The organism is Cellulomonas sp. Marseille-Q8402 (assembly GCF_965119525.1).
On sequence record NZ_CBCPLX010000001.1, the window covers coordinates 2237543 to 2257803 of the forward strand.

Consider the following 20261-nt stretch of genomic DNA (forward strand, 5'->3'; position numbering starts at 1 on the left):
CCCCCGGGTCAGCCGGACGCGGCGCCCGTCCGGCACGCCGTGACGTCGGGGGCCTGGTGCACCCGGTCCGGGAGGTCCGCGCGGAACGCCGAGGCGACGTCCGGGTCGCCGCTGAGCGACCACCGCACGACCGCGTCCACCTCGGTCTCGTGCTTGTCCCAGTCGAACCAGTTGACGAGCCGCAGCAGAGGCAGGCGCGCGTGCACGTCGTCCCCCAGGACCTGCCGCCACCAGGCCCGCTTGATCTCGAGAGCCGTGGCGGGCGGTGCGTCGGCGCTGACGAACGCCGCCGTCTCGGGGATCGTCAGCGGCTTGCCCCGCGCCACCGCGTAGTCCGCGACGAAGTCGGGGACGGCGGAGTCGTCACCGCCCACGCCCACGTAGCTGCCGGTCAGCTGGTCGACGAACTTGGTCGGCTCGGGAACCGCGTCCTCGCCCCACGGGTAGGCGTCACCCCAGTGGTAGAGCGACATGCCGACCCAGTCCACGGCGTCGTCCCCGGGGTAGTACGGCGCGTAGGGGTCGTCCGCGGCGGTCAGGACGGCGTCGCCGTCGGTGTCCAGAGCGGTCAGGTCGGCGCTCCCCGGCCGGGCGGCGGAGGGCCCACCCGTGAACGGGTACCCGCCGCCGTAGTTGGGCGCCCACAGCATCTCGGTCCCCGGCGCACCGTCGTGCACGGCCTCCGCGAGCCGGCGGAACGTCTCGACGTAGGCAGCGGGCTGCTGGCCCCAGGCGTACCAGGAGCCGTTCATCTCGTGACCGAACCGGAGCAGCACCGGCACGCCCCCGGCGTTCACCTCCGCGAGCAGACCGACCACGTCCGCCACCACGGCGTCGGTCACGGCCGCCAGCCCGTCCTGCGGCTCGAGCGTCAGCACCAGCACCCCGCCGCCCTGCGCCACCTGCTGGGCCGCGGCCCGGACGTCGGCGTCGTCGGCGTCGTCGAGCGGCACGTCCGTGAACGACACCGCGGCGGCGGGGCTCAGCCGGGTCGCGGCCGTGAACTCGGTCAGCGTCTCCTGGCCCCAGTCCGGGTTCACGCCCAGAGCGACGCCCTCGGCGGGAAGCGCCTCCGACGGGGGGAGGGCGGGCGCGCAGGTCGCGGCGGGCGACGGCGCGGGACCGGACCCCGCAGACGGGCTGCACCCGCCGGCGAGCAGGGCAGCGCCGGTCACGAGCGCACCGGCAGCGGCGCGGGTGGTGCGGGGCACGGATCTCCTCCGTCCGGGACGGCCGCGGCCCCGCGGCAGCAGCCGCGGGGCCGTCGTCAGTGGTGTGCCGCCCGGCGCGGAGGGCGCCGGGCGGGACGGGTCCGTCGCGTCAGATGCGCACGCGTCGGGGATTGCTCACGCTGCTCCAGGGGACGTCCTCGCGGTTCTCGGACGTCTGCTGGTCGTTCGTGGTCATCTCCATGACTCGCCCCCCTCGATCGACTTACGGAGTGTCATCCTCCGTCGTGAACGGCCGGACCGCACCCTCGCCGGGTGAACACCGCGTAAAACTTCCCGGCGGCCTCTCACCCGGCGCCCCGGTGGGACCCACGTCCCACGGCGGCTCCCCTCGACCCGGTGATCACGCGCGCGACCGGCGGACGGGCCGGTCGCGCCGTCCCCAGGGCTCGGTGCCGGGCGATCGGCCGTGCCACCATGGGCCGGACGCCGAACACCTCAGGTGGTGACATGTCGACCTCAGCCTTGACGACGCCCTCGCCCGCAGCCCCCGCCGCGGCCAGGCCCTACGCCGAGCCCCCGGACGCGGTGCTCGCCGAGGTCCGCAGCACCGCGGACGGCCTGGCCGGCACCGACGCCGAGCGCCGCCTCGCCGAGCACGGGCCGAACCGCCTGCCGGCGCCGCCGCGGCAGGGCTGGCTGCGCCGCCTGCTCGGGCACTTCGACGACGTCCTCATCTACATCCTGCTGGCGTCGGCCGTGCTCAAGGCGATCCTGGGCGACTGGGTCGACTTCACCGTGATCCTCGCCGTCGCGGTGATCAACGCCGCGGTCGGGTTCCTGCAGGAGGGCCAGGCCGAGCGCGCGCTCGACGGCATCCGCACCATGCTGTCGCTCGACGCGCAGGTCCGGCGCGACGGCGAGTGGCGCGTCGTCGACGCCGAGACGCTCGTCCCCGGCGACGTGGTGCGCGTGCGGTCCGGCGACCGCGTGCCCGCCGACCTGCGGCTGGTCGAGGCGACCAACCTGCAGGTCGAGGAGGCCGCGCTCACGGGCGAGTCCGTCCCGGCCACCAAGGACGTCGAGGCCGTGGGCGCCGACGCCGGCATCGGCGACCGCGCCTCCATGCTCTACTCCAGCACCATCGTCGCCGTGGGCACCGGCGTCGGCGTCGTCACGGCGACCGGGTCGGGCACCGAGATCGGCCGGATCCAGTCGATGATCGCCGAGGTCGACCACCTCGACACGCCGCTGTCCCGCAAGCTCGCCGCGTTCGGCAAGACGCTGTCCCTGGGCATCCTCGCGATGGCGGCGATCATGCTCGTCATCGGCCGGGTCATCCACCAGTGGGACCTGCCCGACCTGGTCTCCGCCGCCATCGGGTTCGCGGTCGCCGCCGTCCCCGAGGGGCTCCCGGCGCTGGTCACCGTCACCCTCGCGCTCGGCGTGCAGCAGATGGCGCGGCGGAACGCGATCACCCGCAAGCTCACCGCCGTCGAGGCGCTGGGCGCGGTGACCACGATCTGCTCCGACAAGACCGGCACGCTCACCAAGAACGAGATGACCACCCGCACCGTGGTGACCGCGACCGCGACGTACCAGGTCGAGGGCCTCGGGTACGCGCCCGAGGGCCGCGTCACGCGCGACGGCGTGGCCGCGCCGCTCGACGCGCACCCCGACCTCGCCGCCCTGGTCACGGCGGCGGCGGCCGCGAACGACGCGCGCGTGGTGCAGGAGGGCGGGCTGTGGCGCGTCGTCGGGCAGCCGACCGAGGGCGCCATCGCCACCCTCGCCCTGAAGGCGGGGGCGGACGTCAGCGGCGTCGAGCGGCTCGCGACCCTCCCGTTCGAGTCCGCGACCAAGTACATGGGCACCCTCGACCGGGTGCCCGGCGCGGGGACCCGCATCCGCGTGGTCGGCGCGCCCGACCGGCTCCTCGACCGCTGCACCCACCAGCGCGCCGCCGACGGCACCGTCGAGCCGGTCGACACGGTCCGCTGGGAGGCGGTCATCGACGAGCTGGGCGCTCAGGGGCTCCGCACGCTCGCGGCCGCCGAGCGGCCCGTCGCCGACGCCACCACCTCCCTCGACGCGGACGACGTCGAGACCGGGCTGACGTTCCTCGGCGTGTTCGGCATCGTCGACCCGCCGCGGCCCGAGGCGGTCCAGGCCATCGCCGACTGCCACCGCGCCGGCATCCGGGTCAAGATGATCACCGGCGACCACGTCGGCACCGCGACCGCGATCGCCCGCGAGCTGGGCATCGTCCCCGCCGGCGAGGACGTGCAGGCGCTCACCGGCGCCGAGCTCGAGGCGATGACCCAGGAGCAGCTGCGCACGCGGGTCCGCGACGTCGACGTCTACGCGCGCACCAGCCCCGAGCACAAGATCCGGATCGTGCGGGCGCTCCAGTCGCACGGCGAGGTCGTCGCCATGACGGGCGACGGCGTCAACGACGCCCCGGCGCTGACCCGCGCGGACATCGGCATCGCGATGGGCATCAAGGGCACCGAGGCCACCAAGGAGTCCGCCGAGATCGTCCTGGCCGACGACAACTTCGCGACCATCGAGCGAGCGGTCGAGGAGGGGCGGCGGATCTACGACAACATCGCGAAGTCCGTCGTCTTCCTCCTCCCGACCAACGGTGCCCAGTCGCTCGTCATCCTGGTGGCCGTCCTGTTCGGCCTGACGCTGCCGCTGTCGCCGGTGCAGATCCTGTGGGTCAACCTGGTGACGGCCGTGACCCTGTCGCTCGCCCTGGCCTACGAGCCCGCCGAGCCCGGCGTCATGTCCCGCCGCCCCCGCCCGCCCGGCGGCTCGGTGATCTCCCGGCAGTCGCTGCAGCACGTCGTCGTCGTGTCCCTGCTGATCGGCGGCGCGACGCTCGCGGTGTTCTTCATCGAGCGGGACCGGGGCACCGACTACGCCGTCGCGCAGACCACCGCGGTGACGATGCTCGCGCTCGGCCAGCTGGCCTACCTGTTCAACTGCCGGTTCCTCGGCGAGTCCAGCCTCACCCTCCGCGTGCTGCGCGGGAACCGCGTCGTGTGGATCGCGGCCGGCTGCCTGGTGGTGCTGCAGGTGCTGTTCACCTACGTGCCGTTCATGAACCGCTGGTTCGACTCGGCGCCGATCGGGCCGCGCGAGTGGGCGCTGACGCTCGGGTTCGCGCTGCTGGTGTTCCTGCTGGTCGAGGCGATGAAGGCGATCACCCGCGTGGCCGACGCGCGGCGGGCCGCACCGGCCGTCGGCACCGCGGCCGGCCCCGCCGGGACGCCCGCGCCCGTGCCCGGTGCGGTCGACCTGGACGACGCCGGCGCCCGGCTGGTCGACCTCGTCGGCGCGGTCGAGCAGGGCGAGGAGATCACGCTGACCCGCGACGGCCGGCCGGTGGCACGGCTCGTGGCGCCGCACGGCGTGGCCCGGCGGACCAGCGGCCGCGGCCACGGCGGCGCCGCCGGAGCACCCGCGACCACGACGTCGATCCAGCTCCCGCCGCCGACGGCGGTCGAGGCGCCGGGGGCGGCCGGAGGCGCCGGCTCCGACGCCACGGCGGTGCCTGTGCCCGGGCCCGGGCCTGCGCCCGTCACCGCACGCGCGGCGTCCGGCGAGCCGACGACGTCGACCGACGCGACGATCCTGCTCGACCCGATCGACCCCGCGGACCCGCTCGGCGACACGGGTACGACCCGGCGGAGCGACGCCGGTACGACCCGGCGCAGCGGCACGGGATCGGGCGCGGCAGAGCCGGACGGGGAGCCGGGCGCGGTGACGTCCGATCCCCCGCCGAGGCGCCGGTCCCGCCGCCGGTCCGACGACACCGCCACGCCCACGGAGCGGCTCGACCAGGTCGACGACCCGGACCCCCGCGCCTGACGACACGCCGCCCGAGCCGCGTTCCCGTCCGAACCGCGTTCCCACTCGGACCCCGTTCCCGCCCGGACCCCGTCCGGCCGGAGGTTCGCCGGCCCTCGCGCCCGCCGGCGGGGCGGCGGGTCAGATCGTCGCGACCGAGCCCGCGTCGACGCGGTAGTTCGCGCCGTTGACGAAGCTCGCGCGCTCGGACACCAGGAACGCGATCACCGCGGCGACCTCCTCCGCCTCGCCGCGGCGCCGGAGCGCGATGAGCGGCCGCTCCTCCGCGAGGAACGACGCGATCGCCTCGTCGCGGTCGGTGCCGCGCTCGTCGGCCCGCGCGTCCATCATCGCGTCGGTCATCGGCGTCGCGATGAACGCGGGCGAGACGGCGTTCACCAGGACGCCCTCCGGGCCGTAGGCCTTGGACAGCCCCTTGGCGAGCGACAGCACGCCGGCCTTGGACGCGCAGTAGGGCAGCTCGTCGACGTACGGCTGGACGCCGTCCTCGGACGCGAGCAGCACCACCCGGCCGCGGCCGGCCTCGCGCATCGGGCCGAGCACGGCGCGGACGACGCGGACGGTGGCGAGCAGGTCGACCTCGAGCGTGCGGGCCCAGCCGTCGTCGTCGATCTCGTGGAACAGGCCCTGCGCGCCGGTGACGCCGGCGGCGTGCACCAGGATCTCCGGCGCGCCGAACGCGTCGTGGGCCCGGGCGACCAGCGCGTCGACCTCGGACGGGACGGTCAGGTCGGCGAGCACGGGCAGCAGCCGGTCCGGCCCCGCGCCGAGGTCGGCCACCGCCGCCTCGAGGTCGGCGGCGACGCGGTCGGTCAGGACGACGCGCGCGCCCTCGGCGAGCAGCAGGCGCGCGGTGGCGAGCCCGATGCCGGAGTCGCCGCCGGTGACGAGCGCGACGCGGCCGGTGATGCCCAGGTCCATGGTGTCTCCTCGGGGTCGTGGTGGAGCGGGTCGGTCAGTCCGCCGTCCCGCCGTCACGCAGCGCCGGCGCCAGGGTGAGCGCGGCCTGCACGAGCGCAAGGTGGCTGAGGGCCTGCGGGAGGTTGCCGAGGAAGGCGCCGGACCCGGCGTCGACCATCTCGGGCCAGACGCCGACGTCGTTGGCGAGGCCGAGCAGCTCCTCCATCCAGTCCCGCGCCTCCGCGGTGCGCCCCACCAGCGCGAGGGCCGACACGCCCCAGAAGGCGCACGCGACGAAGGCGCCCTCCTCGGCGGGCATGCCGGTGTAGCGGTGCAGCAGGGGGCCGGTGCCGAGCTCGGCGCGCAGCGCGTCGACGGTGCGGCTCATGCGGTCGCCGGTGTCGAACCCGCTGCGGGCGTGCAGCAGGATCGAGGCGTCGAGGGCGTCGGAGCCCGGGTACATCACGTAGGCCCCGCGCTCCTCGGACCAGCCGTGCCGGTCGACCCACGCGCGGATCCGGTCCGCCTCGGCGCGCCACCGCTCGGCGTCGCCGGGGATCTGGCCGAGGTCGACCAGGTGGGCCGCGCACTGCAGGGCCTGCCAGCAGCCGAGCTTCGACGTCGTGTAGTGCCGCTGCTCGGGGAGCTCCCACATGCCTGCGTCGGGCCGGTGCCACGCGTCAGCGGCCTCGTCGGCGACGGCGGCGAGCAGCCGCCCGGTCTCCGCGTCGAGCAGGTTGCCGGCGTCGACGTAGCCGCGGACGACCGCGAGGACGTCGCCGTACACGCCGAGCTGGAGCTGGCCGTCGGCGCGGTTGCCGGTGACCACCGGGCCGAGGCCCCGCCAGCCGGGCACGTCGGCGGCGACCGGCTCGGGCGGGATCGCGCCGTCGAGCGCGAAGAAGATCCGGACCCCGTGCGCCCGCAGCGTGCGCAGCACCCAGGAGATCGCGGCGTGCACCTCCTCGCGGAGCCCGAAGCCGATCCAGGCGTCGAGCGTGTACGCGGTGTCGCGGACCCACGCGTAGCGGTAGTCCCAGTTCTTGCCGCCGGCCAGGCTCTCCGGCAGCGACGTCGTCCCCGCGGCGGCGATCGCGCCGGTCGGCTCGTGCAGCAGCAGCTTCAGCGCGAGCGCGCTGCGCTGCACCGCCTTGCCCCAGGGCCCGTCGTAGTGGAACTCGCGGGTCCAGCCCCGCCAGTTGTCGATCGTGCGGTCGATGCCCGCGTCGACGTCCTCCGCGTCGGGCACCACCACGGGCTCGCGCTCGGTGCCGACGACGGCCACCAGGTGGCGGGAGCCGGCCGTCGCCTCGAACGTCCCGGCGCACGCCTGGTCGTCGACGACGGAGGTCATCTCCCCCAGCGTGCGCACGGTGAGGGTCACGCCGTCCGCGCGGAGCACCGGGCCCCGGACCGTCGACTGCACCCACGGCGAGGCGGTGCCGAGCACGGTGCCGGGCGCGACGCGCCACGCCATCGGCACCGACCCGGACAGGCCGTCGACGCGGCGCGCCAGCTCGCTCCACGGCAGCCGGCCGGCGACGCCGGTGTTCATCGCCTCGGTGACGCGCACCTGCCCGCCGTCGGTGTCGTAGGTGGTGACCAGCACGTTGGTGCCGACGACGTACTGCCGCCGCAGCCGGTACGGCACGGTCGGCGCCAGCTCCAGGTGCCCGCCGCCGTCGGCGTCGAGCAGCGCGGCGAACACCGGCGGCGTGTCCAGGTCGGGCACGGGGAACCAGTCGACGCGGCCGTCGTCGGCGACCAGCGCGAAGGTCCGCCCGTCGCCCAGCACCGCGTAGGACCGCAGGTCCGCGTACCCGCCGGTGCGCGGGGTCGGGTCACGCGGCGCCTCCGCGTCCGCGTGACCCGACCCCGCGGTGCGCGTGCCCGCGTCGCCGTCCAGGTTCTCCAGGCCGGGCTGCTCCGTCACGCGCGCCCCCGCGGGCGCGCGGCCTGCGTCGGCCCGGTCGTCACGGGGTCGGCATCCCCCCGTTGACGTTCAGGGTCTCGCCGCTCACGTAGCTCGACTCCGGCGACGCGAGGTACACGTACGCCGGCGCCAGCTCGGCGGGCTGGCCCGCGCGGCCGTACGGCGTCTGCGTGCCGAAGTCCGGCAGCGCCTCCGGCGGCTGGCCGCCCGCGGTCTGCAGCGGCGTCCAGATCGGCCCGGGCGCCACGACGTTGACGCGGATGCCCTTCGGGGCGAGCTGCTGGGCGAGGGCCTTCGAGATCGTGTTGATGGCGGCCTTCGTCGTCGCGTAGTCCACGAGGATCGGCGCCGGCTGGTAGGCCTGGATCGACGACGTCGTGATGATGCTGGCGCCCTTGGGCAGGTGCGGGACGGCCTCCTGGACCAGCCAGAACAGCGCGTGCACGTTGGTGCGGAACGTCTGGTCGAACGACTCCGAGGTCAGGTCGGCGATGTCCTCGACGTACTGCTGCCGGCCGGCGACGATCGCGAGCGTGTCGAGGCCGCCGAGCTCGTCGAGCGCGGTGCGGACCAGCGAGCGCGAGTACGCCTCGTCGGACACGTCGCCGGGCGCGAGGACGACCTTCCGGCCGGCGTCGCGGACGAGCTGCGCGACGGCCTCGGCGTCCTCCTGCTCCTCGGGCAGGTAGCTGAGCACCAGGTCGGCGCCCTCACGGGCGAACGCGATGGCGACGGCACGGCCGATGCCGGAGTCGCCGCCCGTCACGACGGCCTTGCGGCCGGTCAGCCGGCCGCTGCCGCGGTAGGTGTCCTGGCCGTGGTCGGCGTGCGGCCGCAGGTCGGCGTCGAGGCCCGGGCCGTCCTGGCTCTGCTCCGGCGGCTCGGGCGTCGGGTACTGGGAGATCGGGTCCTGGAACGTGTACTGGTCGGCCATGGGCCACCTCCGTCTTCCGATCGGGTGGGGATGCGGCGACGCCCGCCGGATGTGCACGGCGGGCGTCGTCCTCCGCCATCGTCGGACGGGGCCGGGGAGGTCGCAACAGGGGGCGGGTGGTGACGGTCCGGTCAGAGGTCCGCGGGGTCGACCAGGAACCCCGCGAGGTCGGCGATCTCCCCGCCGACCTCCGCGTGCACCTCGCGCGCGATGCTGCGGACCACGCGTGCCGCCCGCCCCCGGGCCACCCGGTGCGGCAGCGACGGGCGCTCGGACTCGAGCTCCTCGACGTCGGGCGCCGACCACCGGACCTGGTAGCCGACGACCTCGCCCTGCGCCCAGTCGAGCGCCTGCAGCACCATGGACGGCTCGGCCTCCACGGCGACCTCGACGACGACGATGCCGTCCACGCCCAGGTCGACCTGCATCCCGAACGCCTCGGACGGCGGCGGGTTCACGTGCATGTGCGCGTCGAAGGCGTCGGCCTCGGCGTGCAGCCGGCGTCGCTCGCCGGGGTCGGTGACGCCCGCACCCACGCGGTCGCGGGCGACGAGCGCGGCGCCCGTCTGCTGCGGCGACGCGCGGCGGGAGGTGTCCTCGTGCGACGGCGGCACGTCCAGCCGGGCGCGGGAGTCGACGCGCCGCGCGGCCGCGAGCACGACGCCGGGCTCCACCCAGCGGTCGGAGAGCACCGTCAGGTCCAGCGCCGCGTCCATCTCCGGCTCCAGCACCACCCCGCCGTCCACGCGCACGGCACCGCCCAGCCGGCGCGCGGCCGCGACGAGCCACTGCACGACGCGCAGCTCCTCGCGCACCGGGCCCTCGCTGCCGAACGCGCGGCGCAGCCCGTCGCGGTCGCCCCCGAACGCCGGGGACTGCGCCCGCTCCCGGGGGCAGTCGACCACCCACGCGACGCGGGCGTCGGTCGGCAGGCCCCACCGGGCGACCTGCCCGGGCTCCAGGGCGTAGGGCCCGGTCACGGTCGAGAGCCGGCCGAGCCGGAGCACCCCGGGCGTCGCGGCCGGCGCCGGACCCCGGGCGGCACCGGTGGCCCGCCGGCCCGACGGCACGCGCGGCGGCCGCTCCCAGCGCGCGCTGGCGAACCGGCTCGCGGCCAGCACCTCCACCTCGTCCGGGGCGATGCCCTCGGGCACGACGAGCAGGTGCCGCCCCGGCGGGGGCGTGACACCGGCCGCGGCGGCGGGCACCTCGGGCAGCGGCGGCAGCAGGCTGGTCACGGCCGGCGCCCGTCAGACCTCGGTGCGGTGGAAGTTCTGCCAGGAGCGCGAGGCGGTCGGGCCGCGCTGCCCCTGGTACCGCGACCCGCTGGCGCCGGAGCCGTAGGGCTGCAGGGCGGGCGACGTGAGCCGGAAGAAGCACATCTGCCCGATCTTCATCCCCGGCCACAGGGTGATGGGCAGCGTCGCGACGTTCGACAGCTCCAGGGTCACGTGGCCGGAGAAGCCCGGGTCGATGAACCCGGCGGTCGAGTGCGTCAGCAGCCCGAGCCGGCCGAGCGACGACTTGCCCTCCAGCCGCGCCGCGATGTCGTCCGGGAGGGTCACCTGCTCGAACGTCGACCCGAGCACGAACTCGCCCGGGTGCAGGACGAACGGCTCGTCGCCGTCGACCTCGACCAGGCGCGTCAGGTCGGGCTGGTCCTGCGCCGGGTCGATGACGGCGTACTTGTGGTTGTCGAACAGCCGGAAGAACCGGTCGAGCCGGACGTCGATGCTCGAGGGCTGCAGCATCGCCGGGTCGTACGGGTCCAGGGCCACCCGCCCGGAGTCGAGCTCGGCGGAGATGTCGCGGTCGGAGAGCAGCACGGGACCACGGTACCGGCGTCCGCGGCGGTGGCCGATTCACGAGCACCGTCCGACGTCGGCTATGCTGGGCGGGCTTCACCGGGGTGTGGCGCAGCTTGGTAGCGCGCCTCGTTCGGGACGAGGAGGTCGTGGGTTCGAATCCCGCCACCCCGACCGGTGAGGAAGGCCCGGACCTCACGGTCCGGGCCTTCGTGCATCCCGGGCCCGGAGGCCGGCCCGCACGGGCGGGCACCGGGCCCGCAGCAGGCGGCGAGGGGTCAGCAGCCGGCGTGCTGGTCGCGGCGCGCGGCGACGGCCTGGTGCGCGTCGGGCGTGCGGCGGTCGTCACCGGCGCGCCGGTCGCGGACCGGTGCCCCCGCGCGACGGGCCCCGAGCGGCTCGGTGGCGATCCGGAACCGGTCCCGGCCCGCCTGCTTCGCCTTGTACAGAGCGACGTCGGCGGCGGCCAGCGCGCTCGCCGACGGGGAGTCGGCCGTGATGAGCGCGATGCCGGCGGAGAACGTGACGCCGGTGCCCTCCTCCGCCCACTCGGTGCGCAGGGCCCGGAGCATGTTCATCGCCTGCACGGGCTCGGTGCGCGGCAGGATCAGCACGAACTCCTCGCCGCCGTAGCGCGCGGCGTAGTCGCGGCGCCGCAGGTGCTGGTCGACCGCGTGCCCGAAGCGCTCGAGCACCAGGTCGCCCGCGCCGTGGCCCTGGGTGTCGTTGACGCACTTGAAGTGGTCGAGGTCGGCGATCACCAGCGTGTCCCCGGGCACCGCCAGCGCGAGCCGCTCGTCCAGGTCCCGGCGGTTGCCGAGCGAGGTGAGCGCGTCGGTGCGCGCGTCGGCACGGAGCCGCGCCCGCAGCGTCCGCTGGTAGGCGGCCGAGACGGCGAGCAGCTGCGCGATGGCCCACCAGGTGATGCCGTAGATGGCCAGCCGCACCGCCACGTTGCCGTCGAGCACCGGCACCATCGAGCCGTAGACGACCCAGGCGACGGGCAGCACCGCGAGGGCGGCCCGCGCCCGGTGGAACAGGCCGATGTACACGAAGCACAGCGGGATCAGGCCGACGAACGCGGTCGCGAGACTCTCGGTGGCGAGGCTCAGCACGCCCAGGGCCACCAGGACGAGGACGGGGAACACGAGCGTGGCCCGCGAGTCCCGGCGCCAGCGCACCAGCAGGCTGAGCCCGACGACGGCCAGCATCGCCGCGGACGTGCCGGCGAGCACCCGGAGCTCGTGCCCGTCGACGCCCAGGCAGAGGGCGCCGACGACGACGACCAGGCCGCTGAACAGCAGCAGCACCCGGCCGCCCGCGGCCGCGTGCCCGCCGACGCGGAGCCAGGCGGGGGCGTGCGTCATGAGCCGCACCACCACGGGCATCTCCGGCACGCCGCGGTCGCGGGAGCGCGGGTCGTCCGGCGGCGCGAGGGTCATGCCCAGATCATCGGCCGCCGGACCAGCGCCCTGCAGGATGTCGTTGACATTTCACGGAATCTTGCGGAATCCCACAGGTTCGGCCCAGCCGGCGGACCGGTCACCGCCACCGGAACAGCTTCGCGGAGAGCGGCACGAGGACCACCGTCCACCCCGCCATCACCAGCAGCTCCCGCGTCGGTACGGCCCCGCCGGCCCACGCGTCGAGCATCGCCTGCGACCCGGCACCCAGCGGGGTCCACGCGGCGATCTCCTGCACCACCTCGGGCATGATCGGCAGCGGCAGCCACACCCCGGCGAAGAACAGCGACACGAAGTACACCGTCATGCCGATGCCGGTCGCGGCCCCCGCCGTCGGAGCGCGGGCGGCGATCAGAGAGCCGACGCCGAAGGTGGCCGTCGCGGTGAGCAGGAACGCGAGCAGCACCAGCCCCGGGTCCGCCGGCGCCCCGACGTCCACGAGCAGCAGCCCGACGGCGAGCGTCAGCACCGCCGCGACGAGCAGCGCCCCGACGTTCACCAGGATCTGGGCGACCAGCAGCCGGGACGGCGGCAACGGCGTGGTGGACAGCCGCCGCAGCACGCCCTGGCCGCGGTAGGTCGCGATGGTGATCGGGTAGACGGACAGCGCCACGGTGCCGATCGCCAGCGTCAGCACCACGGGCGTGTACCCGGTGATGCCGTTGATCTGCGACAGCAGCGGGTCGCTCGCGTCGAACGGGGTCGACCCCCAGGGCATCGCGAGGCCGAGCACGGCCAGGAGCACGCCCGGGAACAGGACGGCGAAGAAGAGGTTGCCGGGGTCGCGCAGGGCGAGCCGTCCCTCGACGGCGGTGACCTGGGCGAGCACCCGGGGGCTGGTCGCGGACATGTCAGGCCTCCACGCGGGTCGTCGGCTGCAGGTCGAGGGCGGCGGAGCCGGGCTCCGCGCCGGTGAGGCGGACGAACGCGTCCTCCAGGGTGCTGCGCGTGACGCGCAGGCCGTCGGGGCGGACGCCCGCGGACGCGAGCGCCACCATCACGTCCTGCACGACGTTGCCCGTCCCGCGGACCCGGACGGCGCCGTCGTGCTCCTGCTCGACGGCGACCACGGTCGCCAGCGCGCCCAGCCCCGTCGGCACCGGGCCGGACGGGTGGAAGGTCAGGGTCTGCTCGGCCCCGACCAGCGCCGCGACCTCGGCCGGGGTGCCCTCGGCGACCACCCGGCCGGCGTCGACGAGCACGACCCGGTCGCACAGCCGCTCGGCCTCCTCCATGAAGTGCGTGACCAGCACGACGGTGACACCGCGCTGCCGCACCCGCTCGATCACGTCCCAGGTGTCCCGGCGGGCCTGCGGGTCGAGGCCGGTGGTGAGCTCGTCGAGGATCGCGACCTCGGGGTTGCCGACCAGCGCCAGGGCGATGGACAAGCGCTGCTTCTGCCCGCCGGACAGCGTCCGGTACTGGGCGCCGGCCTTGTCCGCCAGGCCGAGGTCGCGGAGCAGCTCGTCGGGGTCGGCGGGGTCGTCGTAGAAGCCGGCGTACTCGACCACGGCCTCGCGGACCGTGATGCGGGCGGGCAGGGCGGACTCCTGCAGCTGCAGGCCCACCCGCTCCCGCAGGGCCGCCCGCTCCTGGGCGGACCCGTCGGGGTCGAGCCCGAGGACGCGGACCGTGCCCCCGTCGCGCTCCCGCAGACCGCCGATCATCTCGACGGTCGTCGTCTTGCCGGCGCCGTTGCGGCCGAGCACCCCGACGATCTCGCCGCGGGCGACGGTCAGGCCGACGTCGGCGACCGCGACGGTGCGGCCGTACCTCTTGCTCAGGTGCTCCGCGTGGATCACGGGGCTGCTTCCGGGCATGACGGACTCTCCTGTCTGGCGTGCGGTGGCCGAGCAGGGCGGGGTGCGGCGCGACGTCAGCCGCGGCGCGGCGGGATCGACCGGCGGGCGGCGATCAGCCAGAAGGCGGCGGCCATGGCCACCGTCAGGACGACGCCGACCGTGAGGACCAGCGCGAGCGGGGTGCCGTCCCCGTCGCCGCCGAACAGGTCGGAGAACGGGACCCAGTCGTTCGAGTTGCCCACCAGGATCGTCATCACGAGCGACGGCCCGGCGGTGAGCGGGAGGGTCAGGGTGCCCCACCAGCCGCCCGCGGCGGCGTAGACGGTCCCGACCAGCAGGCCGCTCACGTAGGCGACCACGAACGTCGCCACGTACGCCGCCAGCAGGCTGCCGAACGTCACGTCGGGGTCGAACCAGCCCTGGTCCTGGGGCGACCAGTCCCAGCCCATGGCGCCGTACCAGGCCCGCTCCGCGATCAGGCCACCGGCCATCAGCGCGGCGAACCCGACGGCGAGCCCCACGGCGGCGAGCAGGGCGCCGCGCACGTAGCTGCGGCGGGTCATGCCGCTCGCGACGTGCACCGGCGGGTACGTGGTGGCGACGCCGATCAGCACGGAGAACGGGAACCAGACCCCGCTCTGCCGCGCGAACCAGAGGATCGACGTCCCCGGCTCGCCGACGGCGTCGACGACGAGCGGCGCTCCGACCACGACGACCAGGACGATCGCCCAGTACCAGAGCGCGACCTGCCCGAACCAGGCGACCAGCGAGATCGTGGTGCGGAGCACGGGGCCCTGCCGGGTGGCCGGGCGGGCGGGGAACAGCGGACGGGTGCTGGTGCTCATCGGGCCCTCCCGAGCTCGCGGGCGGCGTCGGCACCGCCGTCGGCCGTCAGGTGCACGAACAGGTCCTGCAGCGGCACCGGGCCCAGGTCCAGCCCGGCGGCGCGGGCGTCCGCGGCCTCGCCGTCCGCGAGGGTGGCGAGCACGGTCGCCTGCACGGTGCCGCCGAGCTGCTGGCGGCCGAGCAGCGTCCGGCCGACCACGAACCGCTCGACCTCGCGCGCCGGGCCGGTGACGGAGACGCCCGTGACCCGGAGCGCGTCGGCGTCCTGGGCGAGCAGCACGCGCCCGTGCTCCAGCACGACGACGTGCTCGACCAGCCGCTCGATCTCCCCGATCAGGTGGCTGGACAGCACGATCGTCCGGGGGTGCTCGACGTAGTCCTCCAGCAGCGCGTCGTAGAACGCGTACCGGGAGGGGGCGTCGAGACCGAGGTGCACCTCGTCGAGGATGGTCAGGTCCGCGCGGCTCGCGACGCCGAGCACGATGCCGAACGCCGACTTCTGCCCGCGGGAGAGCTTCTGCGGCTTGGCGGCCGGGTCCAGCTCGAACCGGTCCATCAGCCGCTCGGCGACCTCCCGCGAGAACGCCGGACGGCAGTCCTCGACGAAGCGGAGGTTGCTGCGCAGCGACTCGGTGTCGAGCACGTCGCCCGACTCCCGGACCAGCAGCACCCGGGGCAGCAGGTCCTCGTTCTCCCACGGGTCCTGGCCCCCCACCCGCACGGTGCCGGACGTCGGGCGGCGGAAGGCCGCCACCACGGACGCGAGCGTCGTCTTCCCGGACCCGTTGCGGCCCAGCAGCGCGGTGATCGCGCCGGCGGGGATCGTGACGTCGACCGCGTCCAGGGCGTGCTTCGCGCCGTACCGGACGGCCAGGGCCCGCGTCTCGACGCCGAGCGGGGCGCTCACGACGCCGCCCCGTCCTGCTGGTCGGCGGCGGTGCGGGCGGCGTGCGCGCGCAGGCGGGCGATGACGTCCTCGAGCGGGATGCCGAGGGCGCGGGCGTGGTCGGCGACCGGGTCGACGGTCTCGCTGAAGAACGTCTCGCGCCCCTCGGCCCGCAGCCGGTCCGGCGCCCCCGGCGCGACGAACATGCCGACGCCGCGGCGCTTGTAGAGGATCCCGTCGTCGACGAGCTGTGCGAACGCCTTGGCCGCCGTGGCCGGGTTGATGCGGAAGGTGGTGGCGTACTGCGTCGTGCTCATCACCTGCTCCTCGGGCTGGAGGTCGCCCCGCAGGACGTCCTGACGGATCTGGTCGGCGATCTGCACGTAGATGGGGTCGCGCCCGTCGAACACGGTGGACCTCCTCGCGTGCGGCTGGTTCGGTGGTTCGTTACTCCACTAATGAACCACAGAGCCGGGCCCGCGCACAACCCCTCGCGCCCAGCCCAGCCCAGCCCAGCCCAGCCCAGCCCAGCGAGTGTGCAGAAGCTCGGGCGATGTGGGCGGTTTGTCCGCGGACTTGTGCACCCTCGGCCGGCACCCGGACGCACGCGAGCACGCGGACGCACGCGTGCCCGGACGCACGCGAGCCCGGGACCGTGGCGGTCCCGGGCTCGGCGTGCGTGCGTGCGGGTCAGGCCGTGGCGACGCCCCGGCGGGCCGCGACCAGCTCCGCGACCTGCACGGCGTTGAGCGCCGCACCCTTGCGCAGGTTGTCGTTGGAGATGAACAGCGCGAGCCCGCGGCCCTCGGGCGCGCCCGGGTCCTGCCGGATCCGGCCGACCAGCGACGGGTCGGCACCGGCCGCGGCCTGCGGGGTCGGCACGTCGGCCAGCTGCACCCCCGGCGCGCCGGCCAGCAGCTCGTAGGCGCGCTGCGGCGTGATCGGCCGGTCGAACTCGGCGTTGATCGACAGCGAGTGCCCCGTGTACACCGGCACCCGCACGCAGGTGCCCGAGACGAGCAGGTCCGGGATGCCGAGGATCTTGCGGGACTCGTTGCGGAGCTTCTGCTCCTCGTCGGTCTCCAGGCTGCCGTCGTCGACCAGGTTGCCCGCCAGCGGGATGACGTTGAACGCGATGGGCGCGACGTACTTCTGCGGCTCCGGGAACGTCACGGCGGAGCCGTCGTGCACCAGCGCGAGCGTGTCCTGCTGGACGGCACCCCGCACCTGCTCGTCGAGCTCCTGGGCACCGGCGAGCCCGCTGCCGGACACCGCCTGGTACGTGGACACGACCAGCCGGCGCAGGCCCGCCTCCTCGTGCAGCACCCGCAGGACCGGCATCGCGGCCATCGTGGTGCAGTTCGGGTTGGCCACGATGCCCTTGCGGGTCTCGTCGAGCGCGCCGGGGTTCACCTCGGACACGACCAGCGGCACGTCGGGGTCCATCCGCCAGGCGGAGGAGTTGTCGATGACGGTGACACCCGCCGCGGCGAACCGCGGGGCCTGCGTCTTCGAGGTCGTGCCGCCCGCCGAGAACAGCGCGATGTCCAGGCCCGTGGGGTCGGCCGTCGCCGCGTCCTCGACCACGACGTCCTCGCCGCGCCACGGCAGGGTGCTGCCTGCGGACCGCGCCGACGCGAAGTAGCGGATCTCGGCGACCGGGAAGTCGCGCTCCTCCAGCAGCCGGCGCATCACGGCGCCGACCTGGCCGGTCGCGCCGACGACGCCGACGCGCAGCCCCTCGCGCGCGCTCATCGGCCGGTCCCGCCGTACACGACGGCCTGCTCGTCGGCGGTGTCCAGGTCGAACGCGGTGTGCACGGCGCGCACCGCCGCGTCGAGCTGGTCGGCGCGCGTCACCACCGAGATGCGGATCTCCGAGGTCGAGATCATCTCGATGTTGATGCCCGCCTCGGACAGCGCGGCGAACAGCTTCGCGGAGACGCCGGGGTGCGACTTCATGCCGGCGCCGATGAGCGACAGCTTGCCGATGGTGTCGTCGTACTGCAGCGACGTGAAGCCGATGTCCGGCTGGTGCTCCGTCAGCGCGGCGGTCGCGGCGGCGCCGTCGGAGGCCGGGAGCGTGAACGAGATGTCCGTGCGGCCGGTCGAGGCGACGGACACGTTCTGCACGATCATGTCGAGGTTGACTCCCGAGCCGGCGACGACCTGGAAGATGCGCGCGGCCTTGCCGGGCACGTCCGGGACGTCGACGATCGTGATCTTCGCCTCGCTGCGGTCGTGCGCGACGCCGGCGATGATCGGCTGCTCCATCGGTGCTCCTTCGGCTGCGGTCGGGACGTCGGTCACCAGGGTGCCCGTGCGGGTGGAGAACGACGAGCGCACGTGCACGGGGACGCCGTAGCGGCGCGCGTACTCGACGCAGCGCAGCACGAGGACCTTGGCGCCGCTGGCGGCCATCTCGAGCATCTCGTCGTAGGTGATCCGGTCGATCTTGCGGGCGGACGGCACGATGCGCGGGTCCGCGGTGAACACGCCGTCGACGTCGGTGTAGATCTCGCAGACGTCGGCGTGCAGGGCGGCCGCGAGCGCGACCGCCGTGGTGTCGGACCCGCCGCGGCCGAGCGTCGTGACGTCGTTGGTGTGCTGCGTGACGCCCTGGAACCCGGCGACGATCGCGACGGCGCCGGAGTCGACCGCCTGCTGGATGCGGCTCGGCGTCACGTCGATGATCCGCGCCCTGCCGTGCACCGAGTCCGTGATGACGCCGGCCTGCTGGCCGGTGAACGACTGCGCCTCGACGCCCAGGTTGCTGATCGCCATCGCGAGCAGCGACATCGAGATGCGCTCGCCCGCGGTCAGCAGGATGTCCATCTCGCGCTGCGGCGGCAGCGGCGTGACCTGCTGCGCGAGGTCGATCAGCTCGTCGGTCGTGTCGCCCATCGCGGAGACCACCACGACGACGTCGTCTCCGGCCCGCTTCGCCTCGGCGATCCGCTTCGCGACGCGCTTGATGCTGTCGGCGTCTGCGACCGAGGAACCGCCGTACTTCTGCACGATGAGGGCCACGAGAGGGGTCTTTCCGGGTGCGGTGGACGGTCGCGGACGGCGACCGGCGGGGTCGCGGCGAAGTCTAGGCCGCGCGCGTCCCACCTCTGCGGCCCCGCCCGCATCGCGGGACCGCGCGGGCGCCCGCCCCCGTCGGGGCTCAGAGCAGCTCGGCCCCGAGGCGCACGATCAGCACCGTGACCACCACCAGGAACACCACCCGGACGAAGCCGCTGCCCCGGGCGACCGCCGTGCGCGCACCGAGGTAGGCGCCGGCGATGTTCGCCGCCCCGACCATCAGCCCGAGCCGCCACAGCGGGGCGCCCTGCGCGGCGAACACGACCAGCGCCCCGAGGTTGGTCGCGGCGTTCACGATCTTGGCCTGCGCCGACGCCTGCAGGAACGCGTAGCCCAGCACCCCGACGAGGGCGATGACCAGGAACGACCCCGTGCCCGGACCGAGCAGCCCGTCGTAGAACCCGATGCCCGCCCCGAGCGCGAGCGCGACGAGCAGGTGCGTCCGCCCGTGCCAGCGCAGCTCCGTGGCCCGCCCGACCTGCGGGCGCGCGACCGTGTAGACCGCCACCGCCACCAGCGCGACCAGGATCACCGGGACGAACACGTCCTCCGGCAGCAGGGACGCGAGCGCCGCGCCACCGCCCGCACCCGCCAGCGCGGCGGCGGCCATCGGCCCGGCCGTGGCCATGTCGGGCTGCACGCGCCGGTAGTAGGTCGCGGCACTGACCGCCGTCCCCATGATCCCGGCGAGCTTGTTGGTGGCGAGCGCCTGCACGGGGCTGATGCCCGGGACCAGCAGCAGCGCGGGGAGCTGCACCAGCCCGCCGCCGCCCACGACCGCGTCCACCCACCCGGCCACGAAGCCGGCCAGCACCAGCAGGACGACCGCCGTGACCGACAGCTCCAGGCCCGAGATCGTCACGCGGCCCGGTGGGCGGCGACCACGGCCGCACCCGCGTGCTGCAGGGCCGCGGCCACGGCGCGCGCCCGCTCCTCGCCGCCGACGTACCCCGCGACCATGGCGCCGTCTCGCAGGATCACCAGCTCCTCCGCCGCGGCCTCGGCGTCCGCGACCCCGAGGTCCCGCAGCAGCGCGGCGGCGGTCGCGACCATCCACAGCCGGTGCTCCGCCACGACGGCGCGGACGGGGTGCTGGGGGTCGGCGTACTCGGCGGCCGCGTTGATGAACGGGCAGCCGCGGAACCCCGGTGCGCAGGACTCCCGGCCGAGGACGTCGGCGTACGCCCGCAGCACGGCGCCGGGGTCGCCCGGGTGCGCGCCGACCGCCGCGTCCAGCGCGGCCCGCTCGGCGGCGGCGACCGCGGTCAGGTACGCCACCACCAGCGCGTCCTTGGTGGGGAAGTGCCGGTAGAACGTCACCTTGCTGACCCCGGCCGCGGCGATCACCCGGTCGGCGCTCACCGCGCGGATGCCGTCGGCGTAGAACAGGCCGGCGCCGGCGGCGAGGATGCGCGCGGCGACCGGCGAGGCGGGGAGCGCGGCCGGCGTCGGGTCGGCGAGCGGGGGCCAGGCGAGGCCGGCGGGCGTCATGGGTCTCTCTCCTGTCGCGGGCCGCGGCGGCGGGTACGGGGCGTGCACGGGTCGTGCGCGGGTGTGACGC

17 protein-coding genes, 1 tRNA gene and 1 pseudogene are annotated in these 20261 nt (G+C 75.1%); 3 read left to right on the plus strand and 16 right to left on the minus strand.

All coding sequences use genetic code 11. The features are described 5' to 3' along the window. Positions 1–8 precede the first annotated feature (8 nt). Positions 9–1211, minus strand: coding sequence for a glycoside hydrolase family 26 protein (locus tag ACWPWW_RS10310; protein WP_454050215.1), 1203 nt, complete (start codon positions 1209–1211; stop codon positions 9–11). A 468-nt stretch (positions 1212–1679) separates the two neighbouring features. Between ACWPWW_RS10310 and ACWPWW_RS10315 the strand changes: the two are divergent. Both ACWPWW_RS10315 and ACWPWW_RS10320 read left to right on the plus strand, forming a co-directional pair. Beyond that, positions 1680–4385: pseudogene (locus ACWPWW_RS10315) on the plus strand (cation-translocating P-type ATPase); the annotation flags it as partial. After that, positions 4368–5045: a type II toxin-antitoxin system Phd/YefM family antitoxin gene (locus ACWPWW_RS10320; RefSeq protein ID WP_454050434.1), complete on the plus strand. Its 678-nt coding sequence runs from the start codon at positions 4368–4370 to the stop codon at positions 5043–5045. The pseudogene ACWPWW_RS10315 and the gene ACWPWW_RS10320, both read left to right, overlap by 18 nt. Before the next feature lie 120 nt (positions 5046–5165). Here the strand turns inward: ACWPWW_RS10320 and ACWPWW_RS10325 are convergent, their stop codons facing one another. The 5 genes from ACWPWW_RS10325 to dcd all read right to left on the minus strand — a co-directional run bounded on the left by ACWPWW_RS10325 (position 5166) and on the right by dcd (position 10638). Further along, a complete protein-coding gene (locus tag ACWPWW_RS10325; protein ID WP_454050216.1) occupies positions 5166–5966 on the minus strand; it encodes an SDR family NAD(P)-dependent oxidoreductase in 801 nt (266 codons plus the stop codon). Positions 5967–6000: 34 nt separating this feature from the next. Then, positions 6001–7878, minus strand: coding sequence for a glycoside hydrolase family 15 protein (locus tag ACWPWW_RS10330; RefSeq protein WP_454050217.1), 1878 nt, complete (start codon positions 7876–7878; stop codon positions 6001–6003). 40 nt (positions 7879–7918) lie between these two features. Continuing rightward, positions 7919–8812, minus strand: coding sequence for an SDR family oxidoreductase (locus ACWPWW_RS10335; RefSeq protein ID WP_454050218.1), 894 nt, complete (start codon positions 8810–8812; stop codon positions 7919–7921). Between the two features lie 131 nt (positions 8813–8943). Continuing rightward, entirely contained in the window at positions 8944–10050 is a 1107-nt protein-coding gene (locus ACWPWW_RS10340) for a hypothetical protein (RefSeq protein ID WP_454050219.1), read from the minus strand. 12 nt (positions 10051–10062) lie between these two features. After that, complete coding sequence (gene dcd, locus ACWPWW_RS10345) at positions 10063–10638, minus strand: dCTP deaminase (protein ID WP_454050220.1); 576 nt, start codon at positions 10636–10638, stop codon at positions 10063–10065. A gap of 79 nt (positions 10639–10717) precedes the next feature. Between dcd and ACWPWW_RS10350 the strand changes: the two genes are divergently transcribed. After that, a tRNA-Pro gene (locus ACWPWW_RS10350) sits at positions 10718–10791 on the plus strand. 104 nt (positions 10792–10895) lie between these two features. Here ACWPWW_RS10350 and ACWPWW_RS10355 read toward each other — a convergent pair. From ACWPWW_RS10355 to ACWPWW_RS10400, 10 genes are all read right to left on the minus strand, one after another. After that, positions 10896–12059 (minus strand): GGDEF domain-containing protein, encoded by a 1164-nt coding sequence (locus ACWPWW_RS10355; protein WP_454050221.1) that lies wholly within the window; start codon positions 12057–12059, stop codon positions 10896–10898. 100 nt (positions 12060–12159) lie between these two features. Then, the gene (locus ACWPWW_RS10360) at positions 12160–12930 is read right to left on the minus strand and encodes an ABC transporter permease (RefSeq protein ID WP_454050222.1); all 771 of its coding nucleotides are present in this window, start codon (positions 12928–12930) and stop codon (positions 12160–12162) included. A 1-nt stretch (position 12931) separates the two neighbouring features. After that, positions 12932–13900 (minus strand): ABC transporter ATP-binding protein, encoded by a 969-nt coding sequence (locus ACWPWW_RS10365; RefSeq protein WP_454050223.1) that lies wholly within the window; start codon positions 13898–13900, stop codon positions 12932–12934. A 56-nt stretch (positions 13901–13956) separates the two neighbouring features. Beyond that, complete coding sequence (locus ACWPWW_RS10370) at positions 13957–14727, minus strand: hypothetical protein (protein WP_454050224.1); 771 nt, start codon at positions 14725–14727, stop codon at positions 13957–13959. After that, a complete protein-coding gene (locus ACWPWW_RS10375) occupies positions 14724–15635 on the minus strand; it encodes an ATP-binding cassette domain-containing protein (protein WP_454050225.1) in 912 nt (303 codons plus the stop codon). The genes ACWPWW_RS10370 and ACWPWW_RS10375 overlap by 4 nt, the downstream gene beginning before the upstream one ends. Next, positions 15632–16024, minus strand: a complete 393-nt coding sequence (locus ACWPWW_RS10380; protein ID WP_454050226.1) for a GntR family transcriptional regulator — start codon at positions 16022–16024, stop codon at positions 15632–15634. Before ACWPWW_RS10380 ends, ACWPWW_RS10375 begins: the two co-directional genes overlap by 4 nt. A 280-nt stretch (positions 16025–16304) precedes the next feature. Continuing rightward, complete coding sequence (locus ACWPWW_RS10385) at positions 16305–17369, minus strand: aspartate-semialdehyde dehydrogenase (RefSeq protein ID WP_454050227.1); 1065 nt, start codon at positions 17367–17369, stop codon at positions 16305–16307. After that, positions 17366–18643 (minus strand): aspartate kinase, encoded by a 1278-nt coding sequence (locus ACWPWW_RS10390; RefSeq protein ID WP_454050228.1) that lies wholly within the window; start codon positions 18641–18643, stop codon positions 17366–17368. Before ACWPWW_RS10390 ends, ACWPWW_RS10385 begins: the two co-directional genes overlap by 4 nt. A gap of 139 nt (positions 18644–18782) precedes the next feature. Then, positions 18783–19562 carry a TSUP family transporter gene (locus ACWPWW_RS10395; RefSeq protein WP_454050229.1) on the minus strand — a complete coding sequence of 260 codons (780 nt, stop codon included), beginning with the start codon at positions 19560–19562 and terminating at the stop codon, positions 18783–18785. Beyond that, positions 19559–20191 (minus strand): TetR/AcrR family transcriptional regulator, encoded by a 633-nt coding sequence (locus tag ACWPWW_RS10400; protein ID WP_454050230.1) that lies wholly within the window; start codon positions 20189–20191, stop codon positions 19559–19561. The genes ACWPWW_RS10395 and ACWPWW_RS10400 overlap by 4 nt, the downstream gene beginning before the upstream one ends. Between the last annotated feature and the right edge of the window lie 70 nt (positions 20192–20261).

Coding starts and splice junctions, on each gene's coding strand:
- ACWPWW_RS10320 (WP_454050434.1), top strand. CDS start 4,368: ATGAAGGCGATCACCCGCGTGGCCGACGCGCGGCGGGCCGCACCGGCC.
- ACWPWW_RS10325 (WP_454050216.1), bottom strand. CDS start 5,966: ATGGACCTGGGCATCACCGGCCGCGTCGCGCTCGTCACCGGCGGCGAC.
- ACWPWW_RS10335 (WP_454050218.1), bottom strand. CDS start 8,812: ATGGCCGACCAGTACACGTTCCAGGACCCGATCTCCCAGTACCCGACG.
- ACWPWW_RS10355 (WP_454050221.1), bottom strand. CDS start 12,059: ATGACCCTCGCGCCGCCGGACGACCCGCGCTCCCGCGACCGCGGCGTG.
- ACWPWW_RS10360 (WP_454050222.1), bottom strand. CDS start 12,930: ATGTCCGCGACCAGCCCCCGGGTGCTCGCCCAGGTCACCGCCGTCGAG.
- ACWPWW_RS10365 (WP_454050223.1), bottom strand. CDS start 13,900: ATGCCCGGAAGCAGCCCCGTGATCCACGCGGAGCACCTGAGCAAGAGG.
- ACWPWW_RS10370 (WP_454050224.1), bottom strand. CDS start 14,727: ATGAGCACCAGCACCCGTCCGCTGTTCCCCGCCCGCCCGGCCACCCGG.
- ACWPWW_RS10385 (WP_454050227.1), bottom strand. CDS start 17,369: ATGAGCGCGCGCGAGGGGCTGCGCGTCGGCGTCGTCGGCGCGACCGGC.
- ACWPWW_RS10400 (WP_454050230.1), bottom strand. CDS start 20,191: ATGACGCCCGCCGGCCTCGCCTGGCCCCCGCTCGCCGACCCGACGCCG.